This is a genomic window from Sphaerisporangium rhizosphaerae (assembly GCF_042665155.1).
GTDB lineage: Bacteria > Actinomycetota > Actinomycetes > Streptosporangiales > Streptosporangiaceae > Sphaerisporangium > Sphaerisporangium rhizosphaerae.
This window is the reverse complement of record NZ_JBHTCG010000013.1, coordinates 50,310-65,078: the sequence shown is the minus strand read 5'-3', so window position 1 is coordinate 65,078 and position 14,769 is coordinate 50,310. Positions and strand designations below refer to the sequence as shown.

The window sequence follows — 14,769 nt, the reverse complement described above, 5'->3', positions numbered from 1 at the left end:
AGACCATCATGCGAATCCCCGCCCTTGTCCTGGCCGGTGCGGCGCTCACCCTCGGGCTCGCCGCCTGCGGCTCCGGCTCCTCCGGAGGCGCCTCCTCCGGGGGGTCCGGCGGCTCAGGCGGCTCAGGCGTGAAGATCGGGATGTCGATCTCCACGCTCAACAACCCCTACTTCGTGCAGTTGCGCGACGGAGCCGAGGCCGAGGCCAAGAAGCTCGGCGCCACCCTGACCGTCACCGACGCGCAGAACGACGCCTCGCAGCAGGTCAACCAGGTGCAGAACTTCACCAGCCAGAGCATGAAGGCGATCATCCTCAACCCGGTGGACTCCGACGCCGCCGCGCCCGCCGTCAAGCTGGCGGAACGTTCCAGCATCCCGATCCTCGCCGTCGACCGCGGCGTCAACAACGCCCAGGTCGCCCAGACGGTCGCCTCCGATAATGTGGCCGGGGGCAAGCTCGCGGCCAAGGAGCTGGCCGGGCAACTGGGTGAGAAGGGCAAGGTCGTCGTCCTGCAGGGCGTCGCGGGCACCTCGGCCGCACGCGACCGCGGGCAGGGCTTCACCGACGGCGTCAAGGCCTACGCCGGCATCCAGGTCGTCGCCCAGCAGCCGGCCGACTTCGACCGGACCAAGGGCCTGGACGTCATGACCAACCTGCTCCAGTCCCACCCGGACATCACCGGCGTCTTCGCCGAGAACGACGAGATGGCCCTCGGCGCCATCAAGGCCCTCGGCGCCAAGGCCGGCAAGCAGGTCAAGGTCGTCGGCTTCGACGGCACCCCCGACGGTCTCAAGGCGATCCAGGACGGCACCCTGGCCGCCAGCGTCGCCCAGCAGCCGGCGTTGCTCGGTCAGCAGGCGGTCCAGAACGCCGTCAAGGCCGCCGGCGGCGAGAAGCTGCCGTCCACCCTCGACGTGCCGGTGAAGATCGCCACCAAGGACAACCTCTCCGAGTTCTCGGCCTCCTGACCGTCATGGCCACCGATGAAGTGATCAACGACCGCCCCCCGGACGGCCCCGGCGCCCCCCATGCCAACGGGGGCACACCGTGGCCGCGACCCGACGGACCCGCCACGACCACCAGCACCGAGCCGGACGAGCCCGTCGCGACCACCGGCGCCGGGCCGGGCGGTGGTGGCGCGGCGTGGCCGTACGATGTCGTGGTCGTGGGGTCGGTCAACATGGACCTGGTGGTGCGCGTCGACCGGCGTCCCCGCCCCGGCGAGACCGTCCTCGGCTCGGACCTGGCCACCTATCCCGGCGGCAAGGGCGCCAACCAGGCCGTGGCCGCCGCCCGGCTCGGCGGGCGCGTGTCGATGCTCGGCCGGGTCGGCGACGACGCCTACGGCGGGCTGCTCCGCGAGGCCCTCGAACGCGACGAGGTGGACCTCCGCCACCTGCGGCCGACGGCCGCGCCGACCGGGGTGGCGATGATCTCGGTCGGGCCGGAGGGCGACAACAGCATCATCGTCTCCCCCGGCGCGAACGCACGGCTGAGCGAGCAGGACGTGGCGGAGTCCGGCGACCTGCTCCGTTCGGCCCCGGTCGTCTCCCTCCAATTGGAGACGCCCCTGCCCACGGTCCTCGCGGCGGCGCGGGCGGCGCGCCGCGTGGTCTTCAACCTCTCGCCGCCCGCTCCTGTGCCGGACGAGTTGCTGGCCCGGTGCGATCCGCTCGTCGTGAACGAGCACGAGGCCGCGATGGTGCTCGGCGTGGCGGCGCGGCCGCACGTCCAGGCCGAGGCGCTGCTCGCCCTCGGCCCCCGGTCGGTGGTGATCACCCTGGGCGCGGACGGCGCCCTCGTCGCCGACGCCTCGGGGATCACCGCGATCCCCAGCCCGCGGGTCGAGGTGGTGGACACCACGGGCGCCGGGGACGCGTTCACCGGCGCGCTGGCCTGGCGGCTGGCGCGCGGTGACAGCGTCGCCGCCGCCGCGGCGTTCGCGGTGCGGGTCGGCGCGGCGACGGTGCGCGCGGCGGGGGCCCAGAGTTCGTTTCCGACCTTGGAGGAGGTCGAAGGGCCATGAAACGCACGGGCATCCTCAACGCCGCCCTCGCCGGGGCCATCGCCCGGCTCGGGCACACCGACGAGGTGCTGATCTGCGACAGCGGCATGCCGCTGCCGTCCGGCGCGCAGGTCGTGGACCTGGCGTTCCTGCCAGGGATCCCCTCGTTCGCCGACGTGCTGGACGGCATCCTGGCCGAGATCGTGGTCGAGAGCGCCATCGCCGCCCAGGAGGTGCGCTCGGCCAACCCCGGCTGCGCCGCCCTGCTGGCCGAACGGCTCCCCCGCCTGTCACATGTGCCGCACGAGCGGCTCAAACACCTGACCGGCGCCTGCAAGCTCATCGTCCGCACCGGCGAGGCCCACCCCTACGCCAACGTCATCCTCCGCTGCGGCGTCGCCTTCTGACCGGTCGGCCCCCTTCCAGGGACGCCCCCCAGCAGCCTGTCACTTCACCTCGCGACCGCCTCAGCACCCTGGTTACCGGCCCGTCAACGAAGTGGCCCCGGGAAGACCATGGTCAAGAGCAGCAAGGACGCCTCACGCAGTAACCTCAGCACACCCCATGGCCGACCCGCCACCGAAGCGGCCGGCGGAAGGGCCATGGTCAAGGGCGGCGAGGATGCCCTTCGCGGTCGCCTCGGGCATCTCGGCGTGCGGGTAGTGTCCGGCGCCCTCGACCAGCAGAAGCGCAGCCGGACCGCCCAGCTTGGCGGCGATCGACCGCGCCTCGGCCGCCGGGTCGGCGAAGTCGCGGTCCTTGGCGCCCATGACCACCAGCGCCGGACAGCGCACCTCCGGATAGCCGGTCACCACCCCCGCCAGGGACACCTCGATCTGGGCGCGCAGCGCCGCCGCCCGTCCCGGCTCGCGCAGGTTGGTCCTGATCGCGCGCAGGTGGTCGTCGAAGTCGGCGGGCCGCGCGGTCGGGTAGGACGAGCGCAGGAACATGCTCCACAGATACGGACTGCGGCCCACCGCCCGCGAGGCGAGCCTCATCCACGACTTGATCGGCGTGTCCCCGGAGAACGAGCCGATCAGCACCAGCTCGGCGACCAGCCCGGGCTCCCGCGCGGCCGCCCACACCGCCGAGGCGCACCCGATGGAGTGCCCGACCACGATGGCCGGACCGCCGAGTACGCGGGCGAGGGCCAGCACATCCTCTCCGATCGGCACGACGTCGTAGCTCGGCCAGTCGGCGCTCGACTCCCCATACCCGCGCACGTCCATCGCCGCCACCCGGTACCCGGCTCGCACCAGACGCGGCCCCAGGAACCGGAAGGTCGCCCGCGTGTCCCCCATCCCGTGCACCAGGATCACCGGCCGCCCGTCCTCGGGTCCCGTCACGTCGTAGGCGACCCGCCCGCCGGCCGTCTCCAGAAACCTGGTCCCCATCGCCGCTCTCCTCCCGCTTGACGAGAGCACCGCTCTCCCGTAGGACCAGTCAACACGAGACCACCCATCACCGTCAAGAGCACCGCTCTCGAACAAGTGCACTGCCTCCCAGCCTCATGGCGGCAGAAGGACGCCGCTCCCCACCGCAACCAGGCGCCGCCACCGCCGTGACCTTCTCCCACCGGGTCAGAAGGCGGTCTTGGTCAGCCAGCGGTCGAGGAGAGGGCGGTCGCCGAAGATCTCGTAGCGGTGCTCGGCCGGGTCGCGGCGGCCGTAGAGGAGGAGAAGGAGATCACCGGCGGTCCCGCGCACGGCGACGTCGCCCTTGCCGTGGCCCCGCTCCCAGGTGAAGCCGCCGGGCACCAGCGTCACCGTCCACTCCCCCGCCTCGCCGGCGTCCGTGGCATGGAAGTGCAGCCGCTCTCCGCTTCCCGCCGGCTCGGCGAGGCCCTCGGCGAGCCACGGGGCGACCCGCAGATTGTCCAGGAGTTCCTCGGCCCCGTCCACCGCGACCGGCACGGCGATGTCCGGCTCGCGCCCGAGCGTGATCTCGGCGTCCGCCCGGTGCACCGTGGACTCGTGCAGCATCCGCCGCGCCCAGAACACCGAGTTCGTCTCGCCTCCCCACGACCACACCGGGACCTCGCCCCCCGCCGCCCGCAACGTCGTCACCAGGGTTTCGCCGCCCTCTGCCAGCCAGGAGGAGTACTCCGCGTCGTCCTCCGGCAGCTTCACCGGCACCTCCCGCGACGTGACCGGCGTCCGGGTCCGCTCACGGACGATGTGCTCCGCCCAGCGATGGATGATCCCAACGTGCCTGACCAGCTTCCCCACCGTCCACCCCGGACAGGTGGGCACCTCCACCGCGAGGACGGCCCCCTCCACGACCTCCGCGAGCCGCGCCACCTCCGCCTCGACCGCCGAGCAGTACCTCTCGTGCGACCAGCCATCTCCCACAGTCATGCCCGTGAGCGTAACCCCGCACCGTCCCCACACCGAGAGGGAAACCCGCCCCGGCGGCATTACATGGTGACGCTTCGGACACCAGATCATCCGTCGGACATGTGTCACAGTAATGGCAAATGGCGATGAAACCTCCACAACAACCGCAGAGAGTCCTGGCGCGAAGACGCCCATAGGCGCACAGAATGGCAACCAGAGGGCTGGAACGAATGCTTTTAGGGGACCCGTGACCCGAAGCGCGCTATGGTAACCCGTACCTACGTCGCGTAAGGTTGAGGGACCTTCGCTGTGCGGTTCGGCAAGGCCGACGTTGGAACATCTCAAGGCGTCGGCTCAACCGGGCAGGCCCGGCGGGGTGCACTCCTACGTCACGCCTGTGCACGCATCGTGTCATGGCACGTGTATTTTCGGCCATGATTGCGCCGGGGAGGCATCCGCGTCTCGGTGAACCCCACCGGCCGCGGGTATCCCTCGGCTCGACGACGCTCTTGGATGGGGAGAGATGTGCTGACCGAGCACGATGTGCCGCCGACGCGTGACGTGAGGCTGCAAGATGGCGTGCCCACAAGGAGCATCCCCTACGGGCGAGACGGCCGGCTCGCCGTCACCGAGTGGGGCGACCCCTATGGCACTCCCGTCTTCTTCTTCCACGGCACTCCCGGATGCCGCGTGGGGCCACTGCCGAAGACATCCTTCCTCTTCCGTCACCGGATCAGGCTCATCTGTTACGACCGCCCTGGTTACGGCCGTTCCACCAGGCGCGAGAAACGCGCGGTGAGCGACGGCGCCGACCAGGTGCGCACCATCGCCGACCGGCTCGGCATCGAGCGCTTCGCGGTCGTCGGCCGATCGGGCGGCGGGCCGCACGCACTGGCGTGCGCGGCGCTCCTGCGTGAGAGGGTCACCAAGGCGGCGACCCTGGTGACGCTGGCGCCGCCCGACGAGGGCCCCGACGGCATGGGCCGCCGGTGGTACGACGACATGGCGCCCTCCAATATCAAGGAGTACGAGGCCGCGTCGCAGGGCACCCGGTATTTCACCGAATTCCTCGAGCCGAGAGCCCAGGATATCCGCGAGAAACCGACCTCCCTGATCCGCGGGTTCTTTCATGAACTTCCGCAGTCCGATCGGCGTATCGTCATGAATGCGGTCGTCCGTAAATCGCTGACCCAGGGTTATGAAATCGCGTTGAAGAGCTCTTTCGGCGGCTGGGTGGACGACGCCGTGGCATTCCGCAACCCGTGGGGGTTCGACCTGGCGCTCATATCGGCCCCCGTCCGGCTGTGGCACGGCGCGGATGACATCTTCTCCCCCGTGAGTCACACCGGATGGCTCGCCGAGAAGATACGCGGCGCCGAACCGCTCATCCAGCCGGGCGTCGGTCATTTCTCGGCCATTTACGCCCTGCCCAGCCTTCTCACCTGGCTCACGGCCGGGGCGTCGTCCTTCGCCCGGCCGGCTTACTGCGGATGAGCGCGAGCGCCGCCTGACCCACGGGTTCGGCACGGCCGGACCCAGGCCGTCGAACGGCCTGGGCGTGCGGCGTACGGGGGCGCGTGGTCAGACGGGGAGCGCCTCCAGGTCCAGGGTCATCCGGCGGTCGCCTTCCAGGAACTCCAGCAACTGGTGGGTTTCGCCGAGCACGGCGCGGAAGGAGTTCAGCGTCTCCTCCCGCAACGACCGCGCCTCGGAGTCGTGGTCGGCGTAGGACAACGTCTTGGCGAGGTTGGCCGAGCAGGCCAGGGTGTCGGGGTGCGTCGGTCCGAGCGTGTCGCGCAGCGCATGGAGCGTCGCGCGCTCCAGGCGCAGCGCTTCACCGAGGTTTCCGAGGTCGGTCAGGCAGTTGGCGTAGTTGACGGCGCTGTACAGGGTGTACGGGTGGTTGTCGCCGAGCATGACCTCCATGAAGCGGAAGGTGTCGGCGGCCATGCCCGCGGCCTTCTCGGGCGACTCGGCCTCGCGGACGTAGATCGACAGGTTGTTGGCCGCGATCAGCGTGTAGGGATGCTCGGGTCCCAGCATTCCCGCGAACGCGTCGCGCACCTTGCTCACGATGTCGCGGGCCTGGCTCTTCTCACCCAGCGCGGCGAGGTCGGAGGCCAGGTTGATTCGGCAGACCAGCGTGTCGGGGCTCTCCACGCCGTACACCCGCTCGAACAGCTTGCTGGTCTGCTCGGTGAGCTGGAACGCCTCGGAGTAGAAGCCGGCCTTCCGCAGCGAGACGCCGAGGCTCTTGGCGGTGCGCAGCGTGTCGGGGTAGTCCTCGCCGAGCAGCGTGCGGTGCTGCTCGTACATCTGCCGCAGCATCTGCACCGACTTGGTGTACTCCCCGGCGTCCCGCAGGTCGCCCCCGAGGTTGGCGCCGGAGAACAACGTGTAGGGGTGCTGCGCGCCCAGGACGAGGATGCGGCGCTGGTAGGTGTCGTCGTCCACGTCCCGGGCGTCGGCGAACCTGCCCACCAGGCGCAGCGACACCGCCAGGTTGTTGGCCGCGGCCAGGGTGCGCGGGTGGTCGTCGCCGAAGTTCTCCTTCAGCCGGTCGAAGGTGTCGGTGGCCATCCGCAGCGCGTCGGCGTACTCCCCGAGTGCGCGCAGGTCGGCGGCCAGCCCTCCTGCCGTCATCAGCGTGTGAGGATGGTTCTCGGCGTTGGCGCCGAAGAAGACCCGCTGCCGGGTGAGCACTTCGTCGTCGGTGCGCCGTGCCTCGGTGTAGAGGCCCTGCGATCGCAGGACGTTGGCCACCTGGAACCGCAGGTGCAGGATCTGCCGCTCGATCGTCTCCAGTTCCTGATCGTCGGGAGCGGGGTCGGGGTCGCCCGTGAGCCGCTCGCGGACGAGGGGGTAGCGCGCGAGCCACGCCGACTCCAGTTCCTCGCCCAGGGCGATGGCGTCCTCGAACTGGCCGCGCCGCCACAGGTAGCGCACCCGCTCGATCAGCAGGTCGCGGATCGGCTCCCTGCCCCACTCGATGGCCTTCGACGGATCGAGGTGCGGCCAGATCTTGTCGTACTCCTGCCACTTGCTCTGGTCGTCCACGTCGCTGTCCCACGGCCGGGCGCGCACGAGGATGGCGTGCACCTCGCGCGCGGCCGTGACCTGCTCGTCCTCCGACATCCGGTGGCGGACCATGCCCTGCACGAGCCGGTGGACGACCACGGACTTGATGGCCTGGTCGAGCCGGGCCAGCCCGAAGCGGCTGATCTCCTTGATGACCCGTCCCATGACGAGCTTCTCGCGCAGCGCCGGGTCGTAGGGCACCAGCGCGCGCCTGGCCTCGTCGCTGTAGAGCATGTCGATGGAGATGGCCTCCGGCGCGAAGAAGGCGCAGAGCTGGAGCAGCCGGGTGCCGGCGGGCGAGCGCTGCTGCAGCTCGGTGAAGGACACTTCCCAGGCCGCCGCGACCGGGGTCGGGTAGTTGGCCGGCTTGTTGAGCGACAGGACCTGCGACATCTTGGTCTTGAGCTGGTCGACGTAGTCGCCCGGGGCCATGCCCGTCTCTGAGAGCCAGGCGGCGGCCTGCTCGATGGCGAGGGGCAGGTCGCCGAGAGCGTCCGCCACCATGTCGGCGTCCTCACGGCTCAGCGCACCGACCCGCTGCACCAGGTGCTGCACGCTCTCCTCACGGGTGAAGACGTCGACCTCGAGCGGGGTGGCGAGCTGTGACCACTCCTGCCCTCGGGAGGTGATGATGACGTGGCCGTGCCCGCCGGGCAGAAGGTTCTCGATGTCGGCCGGCTCGTGCGCGTTGTCGAACAGCAGCAGCCAGCGGATCTGGGTGTCGCGCTGCAGCTTGCGCCGCAGGCTCTGCAGAACATCCTCGACGTTGTCGCCGACCGGGATGCCGAGGTGCTCCGCCAGGTCGACGAGCGCGGGAATGGCCAGGGCCGCCTGAGCGGAGGGAACATACCAAAGCACGTCGTAGTCGGCGGTGAAGCGGTGGGCGTACTCCAACGCCACCTGGCTCTTGCCGATGCCGCCCAGGCCGTGCAGCGCCTGCGGCACGACCGCGGCGGTGTTGTTGCCGCCGATGAGCTGGTCGCGCAGCCTTTCCAACAGGGTGCCGCGGCCGGTGAAGGCGGTGTTGCGGGTGGGCAGGTTGCTGATCACCGGCTGGGTGCGGGGGAACCGCGCGCCGGAGGAGGCCGTCGCCGACAGGCTCTGCACGTCGCGCGGCGACTGGCCGAGCGCCCGCATGACCGCCATGGTGGCCTGGTCCTCGTCGATGCGGACGAGGTCGACGGCCGGCGGGTCGCTGAAGGGGTAGGCCGCGCGCATGTCGGCGACCCGCACCGGCACCACGACCGGGCGCCCGGCGGAGCCGGCACCGGCCGACAGGCCCGGCCACAGCTCGCGTACCCGGGGCGAGCGGACGTAGGCGGGAGAGAGCACGGCGATGAAGTGGTCGACGCCGCCCCGCTCGGGCCTGCCGTCGGAGGGCTCGTCGAGGGTCTCGCAGTGCATGTGGACCCGGAAGTCGGCGCGGACGAGCAGAGACTGCAGCCATTCCGCCCAGATGCGGTCCTCGGGGACGTAGCTGAGGATCACGTCCCCCGGTGCGACCGGCCGGACACGGGTGAACAGGTCGCGATAGCGGAGCCGCTGCTTTTCGTCGATGGGCGCGTTGCTGAGCTCGATGCCGGTGACGACCTCGGTGAGGCTCTCGTAGGCCTTGAGCATCGAGCGAGCCGTGTTGGGGACGTCCACGAACGCCGCGAGGATCTCCTCGAAGGCGTAGAAGGGCCGGTAGGGGATCTCGACGGAGGCCCAGTAGCGGTCGGGCTCGGCCCTGCCGGGGCCGGTGAGGAAGCGGTCGAACTTACTGCGGGCGTAGGCCCGTCCCGCGTCGAGCTTCTCCTTCTCGGCGCTTTCTTCGACCCGCATGGGAACGGGGAAGATCTGCATGCTGCGGCCGGTGCTCGCCTGGCTGACGTCACGGGCGACGTTGGCCGCGCCCTCGATGCCCTGGTCGCTGAGGGTGAAGCAGTCGACGAGCCGGTCGGGCAGGTGCATCGTGCAGATGTCGGCGATGTCGCTCAGTCCGGTGCGGCTGTCGATCAGCACGAAGTCGTAATCGCGTTTGACACTGGACCGCAGTGCGTCGAAGAACAGGCCGCCGCCGAGTTGGTCCCAGAAATTGTCCCAGTCGAACGAGGCGATCAACGACGAGTACTCGCGGTTCTGCCTGCCCGCGGACATGAAGTCCAACCGGCCGGGGGCAGGGAATCCGTTCCACTTCAACGGGGTCACATACGGATGGACCTGCGCGTACTGCTCATACCAGTCGTCGGGCCGCGGCTCGTCCAGAACGGCCGCCCACGCGTATTCCTGCAGCATTTCGACGACACCCGGCGTATCGCTGATGCCCGCGGTCAGGAATGGATGGAAGAACTTGTGCAGCCCCGGCGACTCCAGGTCCCAGTCGATGGCCAGCACCTTATGGCCGTTGCTCGCGAGGATCCACGCGGTGTTGGCCAACGCCATCGTGCGTCCCGTTCCACCCTTGTACGAGTAGAAGGTGATGATCTGACCTTCTTGGTGGTCACGCATCTCGATCCTCACGGTTTATCCGATTCTCTGCGCCATCCGGTCCCCGCAGTCTCAGGCGCGAGGCCTGCGGCCCGGTGGGAGGATGAGCCGTCGTATGCTTGAGATACTGATTTCCCACGCGGTGCACAACGGCGCGCAGAGTGCGGCCGAACTCTTCGATGGTCGATGTATCCCGTGCCGAAATCCTAGAGCTCATTCGCCCTTCCACGAGCCTGCGGCGCAGAACCTCCTCCAATTTCCGCGCCAGCTCGCCTTCGAGCCGATACGTCTGATCGTCGTCGCGGTTCCAGGGGACGATGATGTCGATCCACGGCTTGTCCAGATCGTCCAGCCGCCTGAGTTGCCGGAGCAGTTCGGGATCGTCGCCCGCCCACGGATCGATGATGAGCACCGCGGGCGCCGAGGGCGGCTGGGACCCGAGCACCTCTTCGGCGCTGTCGCGCAGAATGAGGACCTCAGGGGCGTACTCCAGGTTGCGCACCAGATCGGTCGCGTAGTCCGCCAGAGAGGTCGTGCTCTGCGGATAGTACGGATTCCACTCGGCGTCCTCACCCCCGTAGTAGGCGCCGCTCCTGGCGGGGGCCCTCTGGGCCGGGGCCAGCACGATCTGCAGTTTCCGGCGGGGATAGCCGGTGAAGGCGTTGTGCACCGCCTGGTAGCTCATCTCCTCGCCCGGCAGCACGCGAGAGGACTCGGCCGCGTCGACGATGCGCTGGGCCAGTTCGGCCACCGACGCCTCGTAGGCCTGGCTCAGATCGGTGCGCATCATGCCGTAGAGGCCGAGCCGCTGGTAGGTCTCGCCCATCGCCGCCGCGTCGAACTTGACCTCCTCGGTCGCGGCCGGCACCTTCGGCGGCGGCGTCGGCACCCACAGAGCGGGGACGATCGCCTTGATCTGCTCCGACTCGCTGACCGACCGCCTCACCCGGCGCGCGAAGACCGCCCACTCGCGCCCGCAGCGCTCGCTGACGAAGTAGCGCGGCGCGTAGAGCGGGACGAAGACGCGGCACGACCGCAGCGCCGCGGCGGTGCGCGGCGACCAGCCGGCCCGTGGCCGCTCGTCGTCCATGTAGCCCACCACGTCGGAGTCCCCGAGCGCCGTCGATTCGGCGACCACCCGCGAGAGCCTCTCGAAGAACGCCCTGACCCACTCGTCCGGGTCTCCGGTGTCCTCGGGCCCGTATTTCGGCGTCGGCTCGTAGCTGAGAAAGAAGTAGGGAACGCGATGATCGATGTCGCCGGGCGTCAGAATGGACATGTCACATCACCTCGCCCGCGCGATGACGGGAATAGGGGCGGCCGCGTACCGCGTCCCGCTCAGCACTGCGCCTCATCGAAGACGTTCCTCAGGTTGGTGAAAACCGCGGGGTCGCACGGCGCCAGACGCGTGCTCGTCGCGACGTCGACGATCGCGGTCGCTATTTCGAAGGTCGCGCTGACATACCCCTTGTGGAAGTCCTTCATGATCGCCAGCCGGTAGAGGCAGTCTCCTCCCGGCTCGGGGTGGCGCACCTGAAGCTCACTGGCGACCTTCGGGAGGTGGTTCATGTCGACCGGAGCCCACAGCACGGGAAGGATCGCGGTGAAGGGGTAGTACCGTTCGTTCCGGTGCAACTCGACGCGGCGGGCGAAGGCGTCCCACTCCTTGCCGCAGAATTCGCTGGTGAAATATTTGGGCTGGTACAGCGGCACGAAGACCTTGCAGGTCGCGAGGGCATGCATGATGTCGGCGTTCCAGCGGTTGCCACCGAGTATCGTGCGGTCGATGAATCCGGCCGGCACCCCGTCCGGATGGTCGGTCAACTGCATGATGTGGCGGCACAGATCTCTGTAGAACTCGACGACATGGCCATCTTGCTCCCCGCTGTCGGTCGGCCCGATATGGCGGTAGGACAAGAAGAAAAACGGCCCGCCCAGTCCATCGCCGGAGAACGATCCGTCTGCCATGAGGTTCCGTCTCCCGACCTCGCGGTTGCTCCTCCCCACCCAGAGGAAGCCGGACGCGGAAGTGTTCGAACACTTACCACGATAAAGGTAATGCAACGCGACCGCCCATGAATGGTCAAGCGCTACACGGCATCTGTTTCAGATGAAGCACACAGAAGATCGCGAAAATCAGTCATCAGACCATGATTCGACCGTAGCCCGTATTTTCCCGACGAACCGTTCGCCGAGCGGGGTGAGCGACCCGCTGTCGATCAGCGTGCCGCACGCGGCGAGGGTGCCGGAACGCCAGCGCCGATACCGGATCTCCGCGGCGCGGGTGTCGACCTCCGCGCCGCCGTGCCGCCGCACCCGCCAGAAGTCGGCGACCGCCACGTGCGCGTAGGTGCCCTGGAGCAGCCCCTCCAGCGGACGCCTGTCCGCGCGCCAGGGCGCTTCGTACAGCCTGGTGTCGCTCTGGTGGTACAGGTGGAGCTTGTACAGCCCCAGCAGGTCCATCACGGCGCCCAGTTTGACGTGCTGGAACTCGTGCATCATCAGCAATGCCAGCGTGGCCGGGTCGCCGGGAAGGGCGACGCCGATCGCGCCACCGGCGTACCTGGCGGTGGCGCTCGCATCGGCGTCCGGCCCTGCCGAGGCGAGCGGCGTCATCACCCGCAGCCCCGCGGCCAGGGCGGGGGCGTAGGCGGCGTGGTCGGCGAGGATGAGGGCCCACGCCCGCGCGAACATCTCCTGCCATTCCTCCGCCCGCTCCCGCGGCAACCGCGGCGAGACCGGCGTCTCGTAACAGTCCCGGTGGGGGTCGGCGTCCTCCAGGACCACCGAGAGTCCCTCCGCGGCGAGCCGGCGGACCGGCAGCCAGTCGCCGCCCGCCCGATCGTCCAGCCGGACCTCCCAGCGGCGGCGGCCGGCGGTCACGGCGAACCCGCCGGGACCGGTCTCGACCCGCGCCTCGGCGACGCGCCCCGTCACCAGGCCGCCCAGCGTGGGCAGATGCAGCAGCCCGCCCGTCACCGGAACGGTGAGCCGCGCCACGACCCCGGCGCGGACGGCCGCCGCGAGGACGAGGTTCGCCAGGTAGCCCGGCTCGGGCGCGGCGTGCGCGGCGCTCTCGCGGCACCGCTCGGCCCACACCCGCACGTACGGATGGTCGAGGACCCGCTGCAGCGCGTCCCGATGATCGTGGTCGAGGGCCAGGAGCAGGTCCCACGCCCCCGGAACGCCGGGCAGGCCCGTCTCGCCCACTCCGGTCACCAGCATGCGGCGGATGAACCTCTGCCCGCTCTCCAGCCGGGCGATCACCTCACCTCCGCCGTAACCGCTCCCGAGAGCGTCGAGCTCATCCTGGGGGATCGGCAACGCCGCGGCGGAGACGGCGGGCGCGCTGCCGCGCGGCGGCGGGGGAGCACCTCGCGCCCGGTCGTCGTGCTCGTGGATGTGCGTGACGAGCCTGAGCAGGTCAGGGCAGTACACGCTGGGGTTGAGGAACCCGGCGCCCGCTCGGTACCGGTGGGCGTACAGCCCTCCGCCGCAGCTCGTGACCACCGGGCAGCTCTGGCAGGTCTCGCCCAGTCCTTCCAGACCGGCGCGGCGGCCGGCCATGCTCGGCGACGCGGCGAGCTGGTCGAGCGTGTGGGTGAAGACATCGCATCCGGTCGCGGGGGCGCCGTCGTAGGCGGTCTTGAGGGAGTCGACCTGCTCGTACCGGCCGTCGGTCTCGATGACCGCCAGGTCGCATTCGTCCAGGCCGAACGCCTCGGTCAGGCTCCCCTGCCCGCGGCCGGTGCGGATGATGGAGTCGAACATCCGCACGCCGACCGGGCGGCCGTCCTTCACCCACCGGTCGAAGATCGCGATGAGCCAGTCGGCGTACTCGGTCTCACTACGGGGGCGAGGTGGAGGGTGGTCCCACGTCGCGTGCGGCAGGAGGAAGTCGACCACCGGCGGGTCGAGGGCGATCAGCGCCTCGTAGACGGCGACCGGGTCGTTCCGCACGTCGATGGTGCACAGCAGCCCGGCGTAGATGCCGGGGTAGGTCCTGCGCAGCAGGTCGATCCCTCTGATGACCCTGTCGTAGCTCCCCCGGCCATCGGCGTAGCGCCGGTGCAGATCGTTGGCCGGACGGTCACCGTCCAGGGAGACGCCCACCCGCACGCCATGGGCCGCGAACAGGCGGCAGAAGCGGGCGTCGAGCGTCACGCCGTTGGTGTGGACGCGCAGGTCGAGTCCGCACACCCCCTCCAGGGCACCGCGCAGCCCCACGATGGCCTGTTCGAGCAGGTCGTGTCCCGCCAGCAAGGGCTCCCCGCCGTGCAACACCACGTGCACGGCGGGAAGGCGGTGCGCCCGGGCGTGCTCGGCGATGCGGTCGGCCGCCGCCGTCAGCGTGTCCGGCTCGATGACCTTCGGACGGCGGCGCCAGCTCTGGTCGGCGTGCTCGTACACGTAGCAGTGGTCACACGCGAGGTCGCACCGGCTCGCGACCTTGAGCACGAACTGTCGGAACGGCACCGGGTTGTCCCTTGAAGCCGCCGGCCTCCTCAGATCGAGGAGTTGAAGGCCGCCACGGAAACTTTCACGCCGGCCTTCGGAGGAACCGTGTCAAAGAGATCCTTGTACTGCGCCGTCTCTAGCAATTGGGTGAGTGGCAGGACGGACAGATCTTCGACCGAGGGAAGCATCGTGCCGTCTCCAGAGTTCCGCATGCCTTTACCGTTCTGCTTGGGGGGCTGGAATTATTCGCGAGCGAGCTTCGGATCGATGGACCAACCTTGGCCGGCGGCGGCGCTCTCGCGCCGTGGGCGCTGGGATGATGCGGTGCCGGACTCCCGCATGTGCGCCCCAATCGGCCGATCATGGGACTTCCGACCGGCTTCGTTTTGACATTACTACCCTGGTTTCGTTTTTGCACCCCGG

Annotated in this window: 11 protein-coding genes; 4 read left to right on the top strand and 7 right to left on the bottom strand. The window is 69.6% G+C overall.

Features of this window, described 5'->3' with window-relative positions; genetic code table 11:
* Window positions 1-8: 8 nt before the first annotated feature.
* Genes ACFQSB_RS20480 through rbsD form a run of 3 tightly spaced genes read left to right on the top strand, consistent with a single transcriptional unit; the run spans window position 9 to window position 2,412 of the window.
* Window positions 9-968 (top strand): D-ribose ABC transporter substrate-binding protein, encoded by a 960-nt coding sequence (locus tag ACFQSB_RS20480; protein WP_380828415.1) that lies wholly within the window; start codon window positions 9-11, stop codon window positions 966-968.
* 5 nt (window positions 969-973) lie between these two features.
* Window positions 974-2,026, top strand: a complete 1,053-nt coding sequence (locus ACFQSB_RS20475; protein ID WP_380828413.1) for a ribokinase — start codon at window positions 974-976, stop codon at window positions 2,024-2,026.
* Window positions 2,023-2,412 carry a D-ribose pyranase gene (rbsD, locus tag ACFQSB_RS20470; RefSeq protein WP_354840999.1) on the top strand — a complete coding sequence of 130 codons (390 nt, stop codon included), beginning with the start codon at window positions 2,023-2,025 and terminating at the stop codon, window positions 2,410-2,412. The genes ACFQSB_RS20475 and rbsD overlap by 4 nt, the downstream gene beginning before the upstream one ends.
* A gap of 132 nt (window positions 2,413-2,544) precedes the next feature.
* Here rbsD and ACFQSB_RS20465 read toward each other — a convergent pair whose 3' ends face one another.
* Together ACFQSB_RS20465 and ACFQSB_RS20460 are read right to left on the bottom strand one after the other, a co-directional pair.
* Window positions 2,545-3,399, bottom strand: a complete 855-nt coding sequence (locus tag ACFQSB_RS20465; protein ID WP_380828412.1) for an alpha/beta fold hydrolase — start codon at window positions 3,397-3,399, stop codon at window positions 2,545-2,547.
* Between the two features lie 186 nt (window positions 3,400-3,585).
* On the bottom strand, window positions 3,586-4,362 hold the full coding sequence (locus ACFQSB_RS20460; protein WP_380828411.1) for a maleylpyruvate isomerase family mycothiol-dependent enzyme: 777 nt from the start codon (window positions 4,360-4,362) through the stop codon (window positions 3,586-3,588).
* Between the two features lie 504 nt (window positions 4,363-4,866).
* Here ACFQSB_RS20460 and ACFQSB_RS20455 point away from each other — a divergent pair.
* Window positions 4,867-5,835 carry an alpha/beta fold hydrolase gene (locus ACFQSB_RS20455; protein ID WP_380828410.1) on the top strand — a complete coding sequence of 323 codons (969 nt, stop codon included), beginning with the start codon at window positions 4,867-4,869 and terminating at the stop codon, window positions 5,833-5,835.
* 87 nt (window positions 5,836-5,922) lie between these two features.
* Here the strand turns inward: ACFQSB_RS20455 and fxsT are convergent, their stop codons facing one another.
* The 5 genes from fxsT to ACFQSB_RS20430 form a co-directional block, all read right to left on the bottom strand.
* Window positions 5,923-9,909, bottom strand: coding sequence for an FxSxx-COOH system tetratricopeptide repeat protein (gene fxsT / locus ACFQSB_RS20450; RefSeq protein ID WP_380828409.1), 3,987 nt, complete (start codon window positions 9,907-9,909; stop codon window positions 5,923-5,925).
* Window positions 9,902-11,167, bottom strand: a complete 1,266-nt coding sequence (locus tag ACFQSB_RS20445; RefSeq protein WP_380828408.1) for a TIR-like protein FxsC — start codon at window positions 11,165-11,167, stop codon at window positions 9,902-9,904. Before ACFQSB_RS20445 ends, fxsT begins: the two co-directional genes overlap by 8 nt.
* A gap of 59 nt (window positions 11,168-11,226) precedes the next feature.
* On the bottom strand, window positions 11,227-11,856 hold the full coding sequence (locus ACFQSB_RS20440; protein ID WP_354840985.1) for a TIR-like protein FxsC: 630 nt from the start codon (window positions 11,854-11,856) through the stop codon (window positions 11,227-11,229).
* Window positions 11,857-12,024: 168 nt separating this feature from the next.
* A complete protein-coding gene (locus ACFQSB_RS20435; protein ID WP_380828406.1) occupies window positions 12,025-14,364 on the bottom strand; it encodes an FxsB family cyclophane-forming radical SAM/SPASM peptide maturase in 2,340 nt (779 codons plus the stop codon).
* A 29-nt stretch (window positions 14,365-14,393) separates the two neighbouring features.
* On the bottom strand, window positions 14,394-14,558 hold the full coding sequence (locus ACFQSB_RS20430) for a hypothetical protein (RefSeq protein ID WP_354840980.1): 165 nt from the start codon (window positions 14,556-14,558) through the stop codon (window positions 14,394-14,396).
* Between the last annotated feature and the right edge of the window lie 211 nt (window positions 14,559-14,769).

What these genes read in the sequence shown, in the direction of transcription:
- ACFQSB_RS20480 (WP_380828415.1), top strand. Translation starts at nt 9, where the DNA reads ATGCGAATCCCCGCCCTTGTCCTGGCCGGTGCGGCGCTCACCCTCGGG.
- ACFQSB_RS20475 (WP_380828413.1), top strand. Translation starts at nt 974, where the DNA reads ATGGCCACCGATGAAGTGATCAACGACCGCCCCCCGGACGGCCCCGGC.
- rbsD (WP_354840999.1), top strand. Translation starts at nt 2,023, where the DNA reads ATGAAACGCACGGGCATCCTCAACGCCGCCCTCGCCGGGGCCATCGCC.
- ACFQSB_RS20465 (WP_380828412.1), bottom strand. Translation starts at nt 3,399, where the DNA reads ATGGGGACCAGGTTTCTGGAGACGGCCGGCGGGCGGGTCGCCTACGAC.
- ACFQSB_RS20460 (WP_380828411.1), bottom strand. Translation starts at nt 4,362, where the DNA reads ATGACTGTGGGAGATGGCTGGTCGCACGAGAGGTACTGCTCGGCGGTC.
- fxsT (WP_380828409.1), bottom strand. Translation starts at nt 9,909, where the DNA reads ATGCGTGACCACCAAGAAGGTCAGATCATCACCTTCTACTCGTACAAG.
- ACFQSB_RS20445 (WP_380828408.1), bottom strand. Translation starts at nt 11,167, where the DNA reads ATGTCCATTCTGACGCCCGGCGACATCGATCATCGCGTTCCCTACTTC.
- ACFQSB_RS20440 (WP_354840985.1), bottom strand. Translation starts at nt 11,856, where the DNA reads ATGGCAGACGGATCGTTCTCCGGCGATGGACTGGGCGGGCCGTTTTTC.
- ACFQSB_RS20430 (WP_354840980.1), bottom strand. Translation starts at nt 14,558, where the DNA reads ATGCGGAACTCTGGAGACGGCACGATGCTTCCCTCGGTCGAAGATCTG.